The organism is Gemella sp. 27098_8_149 (assembly GCF_041433745.1).
In the GTDB taxonomy this organism is placed as follows: Bacteria; Bacillota; Bacilli; order Staphylococcales; family Gemellaceae; genus Gemella.
On record NZ_JAPWCB010000002.1, the window covers coordinates 194,966 to 214,182 of the forward strand.

The following is a 19,217-nucleotide window of genomic DNA, read 5'->3' on the forward strand; positions in this document are numbered from 1 at the left end:
TTTAATACCGAATTACTTGATATTTAGATATAAATTTTATTTAGATAAATAAACACACAATCCTTATTTTTAAGAATTGTGTGTTTTTAATTATTTAATTTTTATAGCTATGTAGCTCATAGGTGGAACAACAGTTCCGAAAGGTGTTGAATATACTTCGTTGTTTCCAAATAGTTTTTCACCAGAGTAATTTTCTACAAAATGTGCTTTAGAATCAAGATTTATAATACAAAGAACATTATTTCGTCTATATGCAACACAATTATTATTTGTATATACAAATTCAAAGTTTGTAATAAAATCATCTTTATTTTCATTTCTAAAGTTTGATAATCCAATATAGTGATTTAATAAATCTTCATCCTTATCATTATGTGTAAATCCTAAACGATTATAAGGATCTCTAAAACCATACATTCCAATTTCATCACCGTAGTAAATACATGGGACACCAGGTAGAGTAAATTGAATAAAACTAGCATATTTAAGGAGTTCTTTCGCTTTAGAATATTGTTCATTTGACATTTTATATGTTGGTCTTTCATGAACAGGAATATCCTCGGGATTATCAAAGGCAAGCATGGTTAATACTCGCTCTGTGTCATGACTTCCAAGTAAATTCATAACAACATCAAGAGCTGGGCGAGGATAATTTTCTACTAGTTTTAAGATTTCAAGTGTAAAGTCTTCTGCATTTTTATTTTTTACAAAATTAATAATTGCATTTTTCCAAGGATAATTCATAACACAATCAAGTTGATCACCTAAGAAATAACGACGACGAGTATTGTATGAAATCTTATTAGTTGCATCTTCCCAAACTTCACCAATAATTAGAGCATCTTTGTCGTAGTATTTCGCACTCTCACGAATTCTATCTAAAAATTCATCAGGAAACTCATCAGCAACATCAAGTCTCCATCCAGCAATTCCAAGTTTTTGCCAAAAGTTGACAACCCCCGTATCCTTATTATTAATAAAGTCACTGTACTCTTTATTCTCTTTAACTACAGTTGGTAAGTTATCAAATCCCCACCAAGAATGGTATTCGTTAGGGAAATTTATGAAATTAAACCAAGAATAATATGGTGAACTTTGTGAATTATAAGCTCCGATACTGTCATAATTATTATATCTATTGAAATAGATACTATCTGAACCAGTATGGCTAAATACACCATCTAGTATGATTCTAATATTATCATCTTTAAAATCTTTACAGAACTTTTCAAATTGTTCATTAGTTCCAAAATATGGATCCACATTAAAATAATCAGATGTTGAATAGCGATGATTTTCAGGACTTTCAACAATTGGATTAAGATAAATACTTTCAATATTTAACTTTTTGAAATATTCTTTTTCTTCTTCAATACCTAGTAGATTCCCCATTAGAAAATCTTTAGCACCATAATTTTCATGAGTAATAGAAGAGTGAGGAATACTATTCCAATTTTCATGTCGAATTCTTACATTTTCATTCTTTGCGACTTTTGCTGTAAATTTATTACTACGCTTAAATCTATCCGGGAAAATTTGATACATTATAGAACCTTTATACCAATCTGGTGTTGTGAAGTTCTTGTCATAAACTGTTAATTGCCAATCAGGTAATTCGTCATTATTATTTACTAATTTAGCATTGAAATTATCATTTTTTAGAAAAACATTAAAACTATCAAAGTGAACTTCAAAATGATAAAAATAAAGACCGGTATTAAATGGTTCAAAAGTTACATGATAAGTAGAGTAGTTATCGTTAGTTTTCTCTTTGAACTCTAAACTCTTTGATATAAGTTCACCTGTATATTCATTTTTTATAATTATTTTAAAATCATTAAAATAAAAATCATCTTTAATAAATACTTCAAAATAGAAGTTGTCATCATTTTTTAATGCCCCCTGGGGGAATTTATTTTTTATTGGATTAAATTTAATCATATTTTTCATCTCCAAAATATAAAATTTTCATTATTAATTTATTTTCCAAAATCAATCAAGTTAATTTTAATATAAAAGTTTTTAAAAGTAAATATCATAATTATAAAATAACAAAAAATAATTAATATAAAAGCAATGAAAAGGCTATAAAAAATTATAGAAAACAACTATAGAAAACATTTACATCAAGGCTTCATTATGTTATACTATATGTATAAAAATAAAGAAATAATTAGTGATATTATAAACTATTTTTTATTGATATTTTTTATTTCTTTATTGCTAAAAATTTTTACCCGCTAAAGTAAACGTTTACTTTTAGTGAAAAGGGGGTTATTAAGTGAAGAATAATATGGCCGAATATTTATTCCATGAAGGAACTAATTACCATAGCCATAAATTTTTAGGATCATTTTTGGATGGAGATAAATGTACATTTAGAGTCTGGGCACCGAATGCTGGAAGAGTGTTTGTAACTGGTGAGTTTTGCTCTTGGCATCCGCATGCACATGAGATGAAATTAGTTAACGATAAGGGAATATTTGAAATTGAACTTTTTGGAATAAAACAATATGATGCATATAAATATGTTATTGTTACAAAAAGTGGTAATGAATTGTGGAAAGCAGATCCTTATGCAAAACATGCAGAAACTAGACCTTTAACTGCATCGAAAGTTTATTCATTACCTAGCTATGAGTGGAAGGATAGTAAATGGATGAAATCTAGGGAGGTTCCATATCATGGCCCAATGAACATTTACGAAGTACACTTGGGTTCATGGAAACATCACGAAGATGGTAAGGAATTAAGCTACAGAGAGTTAGCCCATACTTTAGTAGACTATGTTAAAGACATGAACTATACTCATATAGAATTGTTACCTGTGACTGAATACCCATATGACAAATCTTGGGGATATCAGGCAACGGGATATTTTTCACCGACTTCGAGATATGGTACACCAGAAGATTTTATGTATTTTGTTGATTGCTGTCATCAAAATAATATTGGAGTAATTTTGGACTGGGTACCAGGACATTTTACTAAAGATGCACATGGATTATACGAATTTGATGGGACCCATTGTTATGAGTACTCAGATACAAGAAAGATGGAGCACGAAGGTTGGGGAACTAGAGTCTTCGACTATGGACGAAATGAAGTAAGATCATTTTTAACATCAAGTGCAGTTTCTTGGATAGAAGATTATCATATTGATGGAATACGAGTAGACGCGGTTAGTTCGATGATATTTTTAAACTACTGCCGAGACGAAGATAAATCTGCAAGAAATATCTATGGTGGTTTTGAGAACTTAGAAGCAATTGACTTTTTAAAGAATTTAAATCTTTATATAAAAGAAAACTATCCTGGAGTTAGTATGATTGCGGAAGAATCGACGAGTTACCCAAAAGTAACAGCCGCTGTTGAACATGGTGGTTTAGGATTTGACTTTAAGTGGAACATGGGATGGATGAATGATAGTCTTGATTATTTAGAAACAGATCCTTTCTTCAGAAAAGGAGTACATAACAAATTTACTTTCTCAATGCATTATGCATTTTCAGAAAACTTTATCCTACCAATTTCACATGATGAAGTAGTACATGGTAAAAAATCGCTATTAGATAAAAGTCCGGTTCCTTATGAAGATAAGTTTGGTAACTTTAAGGCATTTTTAGGATATATGTATGCACATCCTGGTAAAAAACTAACATTTATGGGAATTGATATTGCACAATTTATTGAATGGGATGAAGAAAGAGAATTAGATTGGTTATTAATGCTGTATCCTAAACATGTACATACTCATAGATATGTTAAAGAGCTTAACAAATACTATAAATCTACACCTGCATTATGGGAAAATGATAGTGACTGGGATGGATTTAAATGGCATGTTGTAGACGATAATAACAATAATGTTTTTGCTTTCTCTCGTAAAGATAGATCTGGTAAAGAAGTATTGGTAGTAACTAACTTTTCTAATCAAGTATTAAAACATTACGAAATAGGAGTAAATACTTGGGGAAGTTATAAAATAGCATTAAACTCTGATGCCAAGAAATATGACGGATTAGCAATCTCGAATAGAAATTTAAAAACTATAAATAAAGAGAAAAATGAATTTAAATATACTTTGAGTATAAACATACCACCTTATACAACGATGTATATAGAAAAGAAATAATAAGTTTTAGAAGAAGGGGGTCAAATTTATGGCACGAAAAAAAGAAGTAGTAGCTATGCTACTAGCAGGAGGACAAGGTACGAGGCTTCAAGTATTAACTAAAGATATGGCAAAACCAGCCGTACCTTTTGGTGGAAAATATAGAATTATCGATTTTCCATTATCAAACTGTGCGAACTCTGGAATTTCAACAGTGGGTGTATTAACGCAGTTTATGCCACTTGAGCTTAACTCATACATGGGTAATGGTCAACCATGGGATTTAGATAGAATGGATGGTGGATTATCAATTCTACCTCCGTATACTGCAGGTAAAACGGGAGAATGGTATAAAGGAACAGCTAATGCTATTTATCAAAATATTAAATACATAGAGCAATACAATCCAGAATACGTACTTATTTTATCTGGAGATCACATTTACAAAATGAATTACAAAGAAATGTTAGATTTCCATAAACAAAAAGGTGCTGACTTAACAATAGCTCATATTAATGTTCCTCTTGAAGAAGCGAGCCGTTTTGGTATTTTAAATACTAATACAGATTTAAAAGTTACAGAGTTTTTAGAAAAACCAGAAAATCCTATATCTACAAAAGCATCAATGGGTATTTATATCTTTAGTTGGAAAGAACTTAGAGAATACCTGATTCGTGATGAAGAAAATTCTGATAGTGAAAAAGACTTCGGTAAAAATATTATTCCAATGATGTTAAATGAAGGTAAAAACATTTATGCATATCCATTTTACGGATATTGGAAAGATGTAGGTACAATAGAAAGCTTATGGGAAGCTAATATGGACCTTATTAAAAATAAAGAGAACTTCAACATTGATGATAGATTATGGAGAATTTATTATCGTCACGATGGAGCAATGCCACAATACTTAGGACACAGTGCAAATGTGAAAAATTCTATGATTTCTGATGGTACTGCAGTTTATGGTACTGTTTCTGAATCAATTATCTCTTCAGGTGTTAGAATCGAAGAAGGTGCAGAAGTTGTAGGAAGTATAATAATGAAAGATGTACTAATAGAAAAAGGTGCTAAAGTATATAATTCAATTATTGCTGAAGGTTCTGTAATTAAGGAAAATGTAGAAGTTGGTAACAGAGAAATAGTTCTAGGAAAAGAACAAATAACAGTAATCGGTAGGGATGAAGTAGTAAATGAGAATAGGAAAGTAGAGGGAAAATAATATGGTAAATGCGTTTTGTGTATTATTTGCAGATAACTATCGTAATGATGATTTGCAAGGATTAGTAAGAAATAGAACACTAGCATCTTTAGCGGTTGCATCAAGATATAGAATGATTGATTTCATGTTATCTTCTTTAGTAAAAGCTGAAGTATCAAATATTGCAGTAGTAACGAATTATCACTATAAATCGTTAATGGATCACCTGAGTTGGGGGAAAGACTGGGATCTAAATAGAAAAAATAGTGGACTTAAATTTATAACTCCAATGTCAAACCATCACTCAAACCGTGTATCTCAAAACAAGATTGAGGCATTAGGGGATGCTTCTAAATATTCAGATACATTATTAGAAGAATATTGTATTTTAGCTGATGGAAATATTGTAGGTAATATTGATTTTAGAGATATGGTAAATTACCATAAGTCAACAAATGCAGATATAACGTTAGCTTATACTTATAGAAAACCGCAACAACGTGAATCGCAAATAATTTTTGATGATAAGAATAGAGTTTATGACAGTTTATATCATTATGACGGATTTGATCAAGTGTGCCCGACACAGGTTAAAATTTATATAATGTCTAAACAAATGTTTAAAGAATTAGTTAAAAAAGGGACTACATTAGGATGGCAGGATCTCCTATTAGACTTTATTACTAAGAACTTCCATCGTTTAAATGTTTATGGATATGAAATCAAGAATTACAATAGAACAATTAATAGTGTTCAAGAATACTATAATTTCAACCGTGATTTATTAAACCCAGACAAGTTAAATGAATTGTTCTTATCAGGAACAGATATTCTAACAAGAGTAGCAGATAGTGTACCAACTACATATGGAGACGGAGCGATTGTTAAGAATTCTATCTTAGGTGATGGTTGTGAAATTAACGGAATTATAGAAAACAGTATTCTATTTAGAGATGTTGTAGTTGAAGAAGGAGCAGTAATTAAAAACTCAATAGTACTGCCAAATTGTGTGATTAAAAAATCAGCATACTTAGATTGTGTAATTCTAGATAAATATGCAGTAGTTTCAGAAAAAGTTGAATTAAAAGGAACAGAAAACTGCCAAGTTATCGTAGAAAAAGGTAAAATAGTAGAATAATAAAAAAGGGTTAGATTAAAATGTATGAGAAATTTGTAAAACTTTCGATTTTCAAAAGAAAAAAGAGTATAATATACAGATAGACTACATCTAAAACTAACCCTTTTAGTATGAAAGTAAATTACGAATAAGGAGAAATGTAATGAAAATTTTATTCGTGGCAGCTGAAGCGGCACCATTTGTTAAAGTTGGAGGTCTAGGTGATGTAATAGGTTCATTACCAAAAGCCCTTCAAGACGAAAATGTAGAAGCAAGGGTAGTACTACCGTTGTATTCTTCAATAGATAGAGATAAGTACGATTTAAAATACAGACAACATATTTTTATTAATTTAGGATGGAGAACAGTATACTGTGGAATCTTTGAGACTGTAGTAAACGGAGTAACTTACTACTTTATTGATAATGAACAGTATTTCAATAGAGATAGTGTCTATGGACAAGATGATGATGGTGAACGATTCGCGTTCTTCTCGAAAGCAGCATTAGAGATACTTCCTCATGTCGATTATAGACCTGATATAGTTAATGCAAATGATTGGCATGCTGCATTATCTATTATTTACCTAGATGATCTTAAGTCAAGAGGAGAATGGTTCTATCAAAATATTAAGAGTGTAATATCAATTCATAATATAGAATTCCAAGGGAAATTCAATCCTTATGAAATGGGAAATCTATTTGGATTAGATAATAAGTATTTTGATGCCTTAATCTACAAAGGAGATTTAAATCTATTAAAAGGAGCTATCCAATTAGCCGATAGAATAAATACTGTAAGTGAAACATATGCTCATGAAATATTAGACCCGTACTTCTCGTATGGATTAGATGATATTCTAAGAGTAGAACAAGGCAAACTTCACGGTATTATTAATGGATTAGATATAGATAAGTTCAATTCGAAAACAGATAAACAAATTTTCAAAAACTTCGATGTGAAAACTTTAAAAAACAAAGTAGAAAACAAATTAAAATTCCAAGAAGAATTAGCTTTGGAAGTAAATGAAAATATCCCTATGATTGGAATGGTAACTAGATTAACTCATCAAAAAGGAATTGATTTAGTTTTACATGTTGCTGATGAAATTTTAAAAACTGGTGCACAGTTGGTAATTTTAGGAACAGGTGACAGACATTATGAAGATGCATTGCGTTCATTAGAATATCGTCGTCATGATAAAGTAAGAAGCTTAATAATGTTCTCATCAGAAGTATCTTCAAAAGTATATAGTTCATGTGATATGTTCTTAATGCCTTCTAAAACTGAACCATGTGGTCTATCTCAATTAATTTCAATGAGATATGCTACAGTGCCGATTGTACACAGAGTAGGTGGATTAAGAGATACGGTAGAACCATTTGACGGTAAATCTGGAACAGGATTTACATTTGAAAGTTTCGATGCGTATGATATGCTAGATGCTGTTTACAGAGCGACATACTGCTATTACCAAGAACGTCATATTTGGAATAAAATTATGAAGAATGCAATTAAACAAGATGTAAGTTGGAAAAAATCAGCTTTACAATATATAGATATGTACAATGAAATAGTCTAGTGAACTAGATTATAGGAGAGAATAATGAAAAATCAAGAATTTGAACAAAGAATAGAGAAGTATTTAAAAAGACAATTTGGGATTACTATAACTTCAGCAAGTAAACGTCAAGTTTATGAAGCGTTAATGAGTACGGTAAGAGAAAAATTATCTGAAAAGAAATTTGCTTACGAACAAGAATTAAAGAAAACTAAGCAAAAACGAGCTTACTACATGTCAATGGAGTTTCTAGTAGGTAGAACTCTAAGAAATAACTTATTCAATCTAGGATTAGCGAAAGAAACTAAAGAGTATTTAGAAAAAAATAATTTTAATCTAGATGAAATTTATGATATAGAACCAGATCCAGGTTTAGGTAATGGTGGGCTTGGAAGACTTGCTTCATGTTATCTAGATGCCTTAACTAGTAGTGATTATCCAGTAACAGGTTTTTCTATTCTTTATGAATATGGAATCTTCAAACAAGTTATAAACAATGGTTGGCAACAAGAATTTCCAGACTATTGGTTAGACTTAGGAAAATATGGTCTTGTTTATAGAAATGATGAAGAAATAGAAGTGAGATTCTACGGTCATGTAGAAGAAAAAATGACTGAAGATGGATTTAAAGTTGAGCATAAAGATTATACTTCAATCCAAGCGGAACCTTATGATTTATTAATATCTGGATATAAAACTAAAACAGTTAACACATTACGTCTTTGGGAAGCAAAAGCTAAAACAGGATTTAATATGAAACTATTTGAACGAGGAGAATATTCTAAGTCTTCAGAAGCAGAAGCAATCGCCTCATCAATTTCTAAATTATTATATCCAGCAGACAGCACAAATGAAGGTAAAGAATTACGTATAAAACAACAGTACTTCTTTATTAGTGCATCACTACAACAACTAGTAAAAAATCACTATAATGAATTTGGTACATTAGAAAACTTAAGTGAGCATGTAGCGTTACATATTAACGACACTCATCCAGCTATGGGAGTTCCAGAGTTAATGAGATTATTACTTGATGAATACGGATATTCTTGGGACAAAGCCTGGGAAATTACAACTAAGACATTTGCCTACACAAACCATACAATTATGGCAGAAGCTTTAGAAAAATGGTCTGTAGATTTATTCAAGCCATTATTACCGCGTATTTACTCAATTATTGAAGAAATTAACAAACGATTCTGTCAGTGGGTAATCGATCAAGGTAAAGATTATACTTTAGCAGAAACTGCGATAATTTATGATAATCAAATCAGAATGGCTAACTTATCTATCGTAGGAAGTCATAATGTTAACGGAGTATCTAAATTACACAGTGACATCCTTGTTGAGTCAACATTTAGAGCGTTTAACGAATTGTATCCAACTAAATTTGGTAATGTTACGAATGGTATAGCTCACCGTAGATGGCTAGGACAAGCAAACCCTGAGTTAGCAACTTATCTTAAAGATTTAATTGGTGATGATTTTGTTAAAGATTTATCTAAAATTAGTAAATTAAATGACTATAAAAACGATAAGAAAGTTGTAGCAAAACTTCAAGAAATTAAAAAAGTAAAAAAAGAACAACTTGCTACATATATTCAAAATACTACAGGTATAACTGTAAATCCAGACTCTATCTTTGATGTTCAAGTTAAGAGACTACATGAATATAAACGTCAATTACTTAATGCTTTACACATTGTATACTTATACCGAGAAATTAAGTACAATGGATTACGTCCAGTGCCAAGAACATTTATCTTCGCAGCAAAAGCTTCATCTGGATATCAAATGGCTAAAAATATCATCAAATTTATTCACTCAATCTCACAAATGATTGAATGTGATGAATTAGTTCGTCAGTACATTAAAGTTGTATTCTTACCAGATTACAAAGTTACCCTTGCTGAAAAAATTATTCCTGCCGCTGATATTAGTGAACAAATTTCACAAGCCGGTAAGGAAGCAAGTGGAACAGGTAATATGAAACTAATGCTAAACGGGGCGTTAACGTTAGGAACACTTGATGGAGCTAATGTGGAAATTCATGAAGCGGTAGGAGATGATAATATCTTTATCTTCGGTTTAGAAACACCAGAAGTAGACGCACTAAATGCGCAAGGATATAAACCATGGGAATACTACAATAGTTCAGTTAAGATTAAAGAGACACTAGATTTCATTAGAACTATGACTGTAGGTGGAATGAACTTCAACTTTATCGTAGATTATCTACTAACTCAAGATAATTACATGTGTCTAGCGGACTTTGAAAGCTATGTTGAAGCTCAAGAAAAAGTAGCCCAAACATATCAAGATAAAGAAAAATGGGGACAAATGAGCTTAGTTAATACGGCTAATGCTGGAATCTTCTCTGCAGACAGATCAGTAGAAGAATACGCAAAAGACATTTGGAACATAAAAAAAGTAAAATAGAATAAAATTTATTAGAGCAATTTAGAAGATTTATTTTTATAAGTTGCTCTAATTTTATTTTTATTATGGGTGAAAAATAAATATCTTTGTTATTAATCATAAAGTGTATATAAACACACCGTTCTCATAGATAAAAAGTTATTATTATGGTAAAATTAAAAGGAAAGACTGTTTGAAATTGAAAAAATTTTCAAAGGAAAACAATTAGTAAATATTAAAGAGGTAATTATGGCAAAAGAGAGAGCTGATGTCCTTTGTGTGAGTCAAGGATTATTCGAATCACGTGAAAAAGCAAAACGAGCGATAATGGCTGGTATTGTTTATAATGATAATATAAGAATCGACAAAGCAGGTGAAAAGGTTGAATCAACTGCTGAACTTAGAATTAAAGGTAAACAGATGCCTTACGTAAGTCGTGGAGGGCTTAAATTAGAAAAAGCAATTAACGAACTAAATTTTGATGTTAAAGATAAGGTAATGATTGATATTGGTTCTTCAACGGGTGGATTTACGGACTGTGCTCTACAAAATGGAGCGAAGTTTGTCTATGCATTAGATGTTGGGACAAATCAACTTGTTTGGAAATTACGTAATGATGAACGTGTAAAAGTAATGGAACAAACTAACTTCAGACATTCAGTAAAAGAAGATTTTGATGTATATGAAATAGATATAGCATCAATTGATGTTTCATTTATTTCATTATCATTAATACTACCAAATCTTGCAGAAATTATAAAAGATGGCGGAGAAGTTTGTGCTCTTGTAAAACCACAATTCGAAGCTGGAAAAGATAAGGTAGGAAAAGGTGGAATCGTTCGAGATAAAAAAGTTCAACTTGAAGTAGTAGAAAAAGTATTACTTTTAGCCAATAGTGTTGGTTTTAGTATGACGAATCTGTCTTATTCTCCAATAACAGGTGGAGAAGGGAATATCGAATTCCTAATGACATTAAAATATAATGCAACTAAAGAAGTAGAAAATAAAAAAATAAATATTGAGCATATCGTAAACAATGCTCATAATCACTTTAAATAGAGGAGGAGCCAATGTTAATTCAGTTAAATATTAAGCAATTTGGAATAATTGAAAAAGCTACTATTGAACTTAAAAATGGTTTAACTGTCTTAAGTGGAGAAACTGGTGCCGGAAAATCGATGATTCTAGCGGCAATTTCGCAATTGTCAGGTCAAAGAACCTCAACTTCTTATATTCGATATGGTGAAGATAAGGCTAGTGTAGAAGGTGTATTCGATTTTCCTAAAAGCAAAGAAGTTAAGGAAATTTTTAATGAATTAGACTTAGATTTAGAGGATGAAGTTATTGTAATTCGTCGTGATATCTATAGTAGTGGAAAAAGTGTTTGCAGAATAAATGGAACTATTGTTAACTTATCTACATTAAAAAAAGTAGCTGCTCATTTATTAGATATTCATGAACAACATGATAATCAAGTTCTATTAGTAGAAAAAAATCACCTTAATTTAGTTGATTCATTCAATAAAGAAAAAATACAACCTGTGTATGTAAAATACAAGGAAAAGTATAAAGAATACCAAATTATTAAAGAAAAGATTGATCACTTAAAACAACAAGAAAGTGATGTTCTTCAAAAAGTAGATTTCTTGAAATTCCAATATAAAGAATTAAGTCAGATGAAACTAAAAAAAGATGAAGACCTAGAACTAGAAAAAGATATTGACTATCTGGAAAACTTTGAGAAGGTGAATAATCTTGCTCATAGTATTACCGAAGGAATCGATGGAGAATATGGTGTAATTTCTAAACTAGCAGAAATCAGATCTAATCTGGGAGAATTAACTAGATATAACTCAAACTTTGAAGAAAAGTATGAAGAAATTACAAATTTATACTATATCTTAGACGATTTGAAATATGAAGTATCTAGTTATACTGATGTTATCGAATATGATGAAGAAAAATTAGATAGATTAATCTATAGATTAGATAAGATAAAAACTTTAGAGAAAAAATATTCAAAACCATTAAATGAGCTAATAGTTTTCACAGAAACTATAAAAGAAGAATTAGATGAGCTGGAAAATTATGAAGAAAACTTCGAAAATTATCTAGAAGAAAGTAAAAAAATTGAGGAAGAATTAACAGTTTTAGCTGAAGAGTTAAGTTTTTTAAGAAAAGATACAGCTTTAAAATTAGAAAAACTTATTCAAGATGAGTTGAAATTCTTATATATGGAAAAAAGCACAATTAAAGTTGACTTTAAAGAAAAAGAATTCTCATCAACAGGAAAAGACGATGTTAAGATTCTGATTAGCGCTAACTTAGGAGAACCATTAAAATCATTATCTAAAGTTGCCTCAGGTGGAGAACTTTCTAGGGTAATGTTAGCATTAAAAATAATTTTTTCTAGAAGTATAGAAGCTACTTCAATTATCTTTGATGAAATCGATACTGGAGTAAGTGGAAGAGTGTCACAACGAATGGCTGAAAAGATGTATCAACTAGGAGTAGGATCACAAGTATTATGTATCTCGCATCTACCTCAAACAACAGCTTTGGCGGATACCAACTTACTAATTAGTAAAGAAATCATTGATAAGAGAACATTAACTGTTATTAGAGAGTTGACTGAAGAACAAAAGATTGCAGAGGTAGCAAGAATGGTATCTGGAGATACTATGACAAAACTTTCAGAAGAACACTCTATTGAAATGTTAAGATTAGCTGAAAAAATTAAAGAAGAGATAAAAGAAAAACTAAATAAGTAGTTAGTAAAAATACCGTAAAGGTAAAGGAGGACTATGACTAAAGAAGGAAAAATTTTAAAAGCACTTAGTGGATTTTATTATGTAGACTGTTCTGGAGAGTTGATTACTTGTCGTGCACGAGGAAACTTCAGAAATGAAAACATCACGCCGTTAGTAGGAGATGATGTAAAAATTCAATTAAGTGATAATAATACAGGATATGTAGTAGAAATATTAGAAAGAAAAAATGAGTTACTACGACCTAAGGTAGCAAATATTGATTACAGTATAATTGTAGTATCTGTGAAAGATCCTGAGTTTTCTAGTAAGTTATTAAATAAAACAATATGTTTAAATGAAAATAGCAATGTAGATATTATTATTGTCTTTACAAAGCTTGATTTATTAAATGACGAAGAGCTTAAGAAAATGAAAGAAATAATGAATTATTATTATGAAATAGGATATCAAGTATTTACAAACTCTGATAAAGATATTGAAAAATTAAAACAAGTCATTTCAGAGAAGTATGTAGCTATTTCAGGACAATCTGGAGCAGGAAAGTCGACGTTTATTAATAAGCTTGCAGAACATTTAGATATTGAAACTGGAGAAATCTCTAAACATCTAGGACGAGGACGTCATACTACTAGACATACGGAATTTTATCAAATCGATGATTTCTATATCGCAGATACTCCAGGATTCTCTTCATTAGATATTACATTTATTGAAAAAGAAGATTTACAATATTTATTTAGAGAGTTTAACGATTATGATTGTAAATTTAAACCGTGTAATCACATGGAAGAGATTCAATGTGGAGTTAAAGAAGCGGTAGAAAGTAAAGAAATATTAGAAAGTCGTTATGAAGACTATAAAGTATTATTTACGGAAAAACAAAATCAAAAGAGAAAATATATAAAGGAGAGATAAGATGAAGAAAATATTACCTTCAATTTTATCAGCAGATTTTGCTAACTTAGAAAGAGATATTAAAGAATTAGAAAGTATTGGTATTGATATGTTTCACATCGATGTAATGGATGGAAACTTTGTTCCAAATATTTCATTTGGATTCCCAATAATTGAATCAATCCGCCCTAAGACAGATAAAGTTTTTGATTGTCATCTTATGATTGCAAATCCAGAAAACTACGTTGAACAATTTTGTAAAGTAGGTTGTGATATGGTATCGTTCCACATCGAAGCTACTAACCATGCAGATAGAGTTATACAAGTAATTAAAAATAATGGAAAAAAAGCTGGTATTGTACTAAACCCTCAAACACCAATCGAGAGTATTAAATATCTGTTGCCAAAATTGAATTATGTTTTAATTATGACTGTAAATCCAGGATTCGGTGGACAAAAATTCATTCCTGAAATGTTAGAAAAAATTGAAGAACTGGCAAAACTTAGAGAAGAAAAAAATTATAACTTCTTAATAGAAGTAGACGGTGGAATAAATATAGAAACGTCAAAAGCTTGTCGAGATAAAGGTGCGGACTTATTAGTTTGTGGTTCATTCTTATTTGGAGCAAGTGATAAAGAAAAAACATTAGGTGAGTTGTTAAAATAATGAATAAAAAAAATATAAACATAATGTTAGGTGGAGTATTTCCAAAAGAATTCCCTTCTTCTAAATTATGGTGTGGAGTAGATAAAGGCGCGTTGTACTTGCTTAATAATGGAATTATTCCAATATTAAGTTGTGGGGATTTTGATTCGATAACACTTGAACAAAGAAAGGAAGTTGAAGAAAAATCTAAGTACTTTAAAGTGAAAAGTAGTGAAGATTTAACAGATGCAGAATTTGCGTTAGAACATATTTTAGAATTATTTGAAGAGGTTGAAGTAATAGATATTTACGGAGCTACTGGAAGAAGACTTGATCACTTTTTTGGTAACATACTTTTACTTAATAATAAGAAATATCAACATATTAAAATTAGAATAATAGATGATAATAATATTATTACAGTAGCTAAAAAAGGTCTGAATATCTTTGAAAGCATAGAAGGGTATAAGTATTTCTCAATAGTACCTATTTATGAAGATACTTTAATGACAATAAAAAATTCTAAATATGAAGTAAAAAATCTAATGCTGACATTAAATCGGCCTAACGCTACTAGTAACGAATTTAAAAGTAATGAGGAAATAAAATTAGAAGTTAGTAATAATGTACTAGTACTATACTCAAAAGATTAAAAGGAGAAACAATGGTAGAAATATTACAATTTATGTTGATAGCTGTTTTTGCAGGTTTCTTAGGCTCTTTAGTAGGGTTAGGCGGTGGAATTATTATTACACCTGCATTAACAATACTATTTGGATTTGATATTAAATATGCTATTGGGGCAAGTATTGTCGCGGTTATTGCAACAAGTAGTGGTTCAGCAATAGCATTTGTAAAAGATCATGTTAGTAACATGCGAGTAGGTATGCTTTTAGAGGTATTTACTACAGCAGGAGGAGTAGTAGGTGCGCTTATGGCTGGAGTATTTTCATCTAAATTATTATATATTTTCTTCTCTTTAATACTGTTAAATTCTTTTTATGGAATGTTGAAAAAAACAGGTTTAATAACTAAATTGAAAAAAGAAGAAGAAAAAGTAGAAAATGATAAGTACGCTGATAAATATAAATTAAATTCAACATACTATGACAAGGCTACAGGCGAAACTGTAAAGTATAATGTTACTAATGTCCCTCAAGGCTCACTTGTTATGTTTGGTGCTGGATTTGCTAGTGGATTACTAGGAATCGGTAGTGGTGCATTTAAGGTTGTAGCTTTAGATACTTATATGAAACTTCCGATAAAAGTAAGTACTGCAACAAGTAACTTTATGATGGGAGTTACTGCAACAGCTAGTGCATTAATATATTTCTTTAATGGGACTATTAATCCAGCAGTAGCAGCACCAATAGCGATTGGAACGCTGATTGGATCAAGAACTGGCGCGAAAGTAATGCAAAGATTAGATGCAAAGTATATTCGTTATATTTTCCTTCCAATCTTATTATTTACTATCATCAATATGTTACTGAAAGGGCTGGGGGTACTTTAATATGAATGAAAAAAGAGATATAAATATAGTAATAGCAAATATTATAAAAACAGGGGTTTTTGTAAGTTCATTCTTTATTATAACAGGTATTATACTTAGTTTTATACAAGGAGCAGATGGAGTATTAACTTTAGAAAGATATACTTTTAATGAAATGCTAAGAGGTTTAGTATCATTTAATTATTATTCGTACTTAATGTTTGGTATATTTCTTTTAATATTAACACCTGTTCTACGTATATTAGGCTTACTGTATGTCTATATTGAAGAAAAAGATTACAACTTTGTAAGAATTTGTATTTTAGTACTAGTGATACTAATTGTGAGTTTATTATTGGGAGTAACACATAGCTAAAATAAAAAAAAAATTAAAAAATAAAATGTTCAACTACGTGATAATATAGAAATTATCGCTAATTGTGAACAAATTGTGAACGAAAAATGGTAAAATGTAGGAAAAATACTACTTTTTATCATTTTTGTTTTGCCATAATAAAAACTATGTTATACAATAATAATATAATATTTACAATTAAATATAAATTAACACATATAAGGAGGTATATCTATGTTGGATCCACTTATTCTTGCAAGGATACAATTCGCAGCAACTACAGTGTTCCACTTCTTCTTTGTACCTATTACAATAGGTATGGTGTTCTTAATCGCAATTTTTGAAAGTATTTATGTTAAAACTGGCGATGAGCATTACAAAAGAATTACGAAGTTCTTTGGGCACTTATTCCTAATTAACTTCGCTGTTGGGGTTGTTACAGGTATTCTTCAAGAGTTCCAATTTGGTATGAACTGGTCTGAATATTCTTCATTCGTAGGGGATGTTTTTGGACCATCGCTTGCAGTAGAAGCATTACTTGCATTCTATCTTGAGTCTACATTTATCGGTATTTGGATTTTCTCTTGGGAGAAAATCAACAAAAAATTACACGCAATGTGTATTTGGTTAGTAAGTATAGGAACACTTATGTCTGCGTTCTGGATTTTATCAGCTAACTCATTTATGCAACACCCAGTAGGTGTTAAATATGTTGAGAATAGCGTAATTGGTAAAAAAGCAGAAATGATTGACTTCTTTGCAATCATTAAAAACCCATATTTATGGAACCAATTCCCTCACGTAGTAACAATGGCGTTAACAGTTGGGGCATTCACAATTGCAGGTATTGCATCTTGGAAAATGGTTCGTAATCAATCAGTTCCAATGTTCAGAAAAGCATTTAGAGTTTCTATCGTAGCTGCTTTAATCGGTTCATTAGGATTATTTTGGACAGGACACTCTCAAATGCAATATTTAGTAAGAGAATACCCTATGAAAGTTGCAGCTGCTGAAGCTCTATATGAAGATACTGGAAATTCAGCACCATTCTCAGTTTTAGCAACAATCGATCAAAAACAACAAAAAGCAGAACATTACCTTGAAGTTCCTGGTATGTTGAGTTTCTTAGCATACGACAAGTTTGAAGGAAGCCTAAAAGGTATGAAATCTCTTCAAAAAGAAATGGATGAAAAATACTATCCAGTAGTTGGAAAACACATCGATTATACACCGCATGTACCAACAATTTATTACTCATTCAGAGTTATGTCTGGTTCTGTAGGTATCTTAATCTTAATGGCATTACTTGGAACAATATATTCATTCAAGGGAACAGAAACTAAGAAACGTTGGTTCTTACAACTTATGCCATGGACTTTATTAGTAGCTGAAGTTGCCACTGCTTGTGGTTGGATTATGGCTGAGATGGGACGTCAACCGTTCTTAATCTTCGGAGTAATGGCTACTGAGTCAGGAGTTTCACCAAACTCTGGAGCATCAGTATTATTCTCACTATTAGTATTCTGTGTATTATATACTATCTTAGGTATTGCACAATTTATCGCATTTAGATATACAATGAATAAAAAAGAAACAACTGTGAAGGAGGTAGCATAGTATGGATTGGTCAGTAGCTTTACCAAATATTTGGTTCTTACTTATTACAATACTATTTACAGGATTCTTCGTATTAGAAGGATATGACTTCGGAGTTGGAGTACTAGCTCAAGTATTAGGTAAAAACGATGAAGAAAAACGTGTTTACTTTAATACAATCGGTCCTTTCTGGGATGCAAACGAAGTTTGGCTATTAACTGGTGGTGGAGCGATGTTCGCAGCTTTCCCTATCTGGTATGGTAAATTATTCAGTGGTTACTATATCGCATTTGTATTAATGTTAGTAGCGTTAATCTTACGAGGCGTATCATTTGAATTTAGAGGTAAATTAGGTGATAATAGAGCTTGGATTAAATCATTCGATATAGCAATGTTTGTTGGTAGCTTACTTCCGCCAGTATTATGGGGAGTTGCAGTAGCTAACTTCATGACAGGAGCAAACCTTGACGCTAAGAAAAACTTAGTTGATGGTTTCTTAGGATTATTATCTCCATTTACTATCCTTGGAGGAATAATGATGTTACTTCTAATGTTAGTTCACGGAGCTCAATTCTTAGCTCTTAAAACTACAGGAGAATTAAGAAATGCAGCTCGTGCAACATCTGCATTATTATTCCCATTTGCTGCAGTAGTAACATTAGTATTTGCTATTTGGGCATTATTTAAAACAGATATCTTTACGACAAACTACTATGTTGGTTTAGTACTAGCAGTAATTGCGGTAGTATTCTTCGTATTATCATTTGTTTTAAACTACAAAGGTCGTGACTTAGGTGCATTCTTAAGTACATCAGGAACTTTAGCGTTCCTAACTCTAAGTGTTTTCGCAGGTATGTTCCCACGTGCTATAATAAACAGTAATGATGTTAATCAATCACTATTTATTTACGATGCTGCGAGTGGAGTATACACTCTAAGACTTATGACAATAGTTGCTTTATTCCTATTGCCATTCGTTTTAGGATACCAAGTTTGGTCATATTCTATTTTTAGAAAACGACTAACTAAAGAAGATGAATTGGAGTATTAGT

The 19,217-nt window shown here is 30.8% G+C and carries 15 protein-coding genes; 14 read left to right on the forward strand and 1 reads right to left on the reverse strand.

Annotation, left to right across the window (positions count from 1 at the left end; genetic code table 11):
* Positions 1-90 precede the first annotated feature (90 nt).
* On the reverse strand, positions 91-1,941 hold the full coding sequence (locus tag O3801_RS02000; RefSeq protein ID WP_371453897.1) for a glycoside hydrolase family 13 protein: 1,851 nt from the start codon (positions 1,939-1,941) through the stop codon (positions 91-93).
* Between the two features lie 340 nt (positions 1,942-2,281).
* On the opposite strand from O3801_RS02000, the gene glgB reads away from it, so the two are divergent.
* From glgB to cydB, 14 genes are all read left to right on the forward strand, one after another.
* Positions 2,282-4,135: a 1,4-alpha-glucan branching protein GlgB gene (gene glgB, locus O3801_RS02005; RefSeq protein WP_371453898.1), complete on the forward strand. Its 1,854-nt coding sequence runs from the start codon at positions 2,282-2,284 to the stop codon at positions 4,133-4,135.
* Positions 4,136-4,163: 28 nt separating this feature from the next.
* Positions 4,164-5,336 (forward strand): glucose-1-phosphate adenylyltransferase, encoded by a 1,173-nt coding sequence (locus O3801_RS02010; protein ID WP_371452755.1) that lies wholly within the window; start codon positions 4,164-4,166, stop codon positions 5,334-5,336.
* Between the two features lies 1 nt (position 5,337).
* Positions 5,338-6,453, forward strand: a complete 1,116-nt coding sequence (gene glgD / locus O3801_RS02015; protein WP_371453900.1) for a glucose-1-phosphate adenylyltransferase subunit GlgD — start codon at positions 5,338-5,340, stop codon at positions 6,451-6,453.
* Between the two features lie 142 nt (positions 6,454-6,595).
* On the forward strand, positions 6,596-8,014 hold the full coding sequence (gene glgA, locus O3801_RS02020) for a glycogen synthase GlgA (RefSeq protein WP_371453902.1): 1,419 nt from the start codon (positions 6,596-6,598) through the stop codon (positions 8,012-8,014).
* A 24-nt stretch (positions 8,015-8,038) separates the two neighbouring features.
* A complete protein-coding gene (locus tag O3801_RS02025; RefSeq protein WP_371453903.1) occupies positions 8,039-10,432 on the forward strand; it encodes a glycogen/starch/alpha-glucan phosphorylase in 2,394 nt (797 codons plus the stop codon).
* Between the two features lie 228 nt (positions 10,433-10,660).
* Positions 10,661-11,470 carry a TlyA family RNA methyltransferase gene (locus O3801_RS02030; RefSeq protein WP_371451458.1) on the forward strand — a complete coding sequence of 270 codons (810 nt, stop codon included), beginning with the start codon at positions 10,661-10,663 and terminating at the stop codon, positions 11,468-11,470.
* Positions 11,471-11,481: 11 nt separating this feature from the next.
* Complete coding sequence (recN, locus tag O3801_RS02035) at positions 11,482-13,182, forward strand: DNA repair protein RecN (protein WP_371453905.1); 1,701 nt, start codon at positions 11,482-11,484, stop codon at positions 13,180-13,182.
* 33 nt (positions 13,183-13,215) lie between these two features.
* Positions 13,216-14,097, forward strand: coding sequence for a ribosome small subunit-dependent GTPase A (rsgA, locus tag O3801_RS02040; RefSeq protein WP_371453907.1), 882 nt, complete (start codon positions 13,216-13,218; stop codon positions 14,095-14,097).
* Between the two features lies 1 nt (position 14,098).
* Positions 14,099-14,743 (forward strand): ribulose-phosphate 3-epimerase, encoded by a 645-nt coding sequence (gene rpe, locus O3801_RS02045; protein ID WP_003145062.1) that lies wholly within the window; start codon positions 14,099-14,101, stop codon positions 14,741-14,743.
* Complete coding sequence (locus tag O3801_RS02050) at positions 14,743-15,375, forward strand: thiamine diphosphokinase (RefSeq protein ID WP_003145729.1); 633 nt, start codon at positions 14,743-14,745, stop codon at positions 15,373-15,375. Before rpe ends, O3801_RS02050 begins: the two co-directional genes overlap by 1 nt.
* Positions 15,376-15,386: 11 nt before the next feature.
* Positions 15,387-16,235, forward strand: a complete 849-nt coding sequence (locus O3801_RS02055) for a sulfite exporter TauE/SafE family protein (RefSeq protein WP_060914524.1) — start codon at positions 15,387-15,389, stop codon at positions 16,233-16,235.
* A 1-nt stretch (position 16,236) separates the two neighbouring features.
* Complete coding sequence (locus O3801_RS02060; protein ID WP_371453910.1) at positions 16,237-16,590, forward strand: DUF1634 domain-containing protein; 354 nt, start codon at positions 16,237-16,239, stop codon at positions 16,588-16,590.
* A gap of 213 nt (positions 16,591-16,803) precedes the next feature.
* Complete coding sequence (locus tag O3801_RS02065; protein ID WP_371453912.1) at positions 16,804-18,186, forward strand: cytochrome ubiquinol oxidase subunit I; 1,383 nt, start codon at positions 16,804-16,806, stop codon at positions 18,184-18,186.
* Position 18,187: 1 nt separating this feature from the next.
* Positions 18,188-19,216 (forward strand): cytochrome d ubiquinol oxidase subunit II, encoded by a 1,029-nt coding sequence (gene cydB, locus O3801_RS02070; protein WP_274459055.1) that lies wholly within the window; start codon positions 18,188-18,190, stop codon positions 19,214-19,216.
* The last annotated feature ends 1 nt before the right edge of the window (position 19,217 follow it).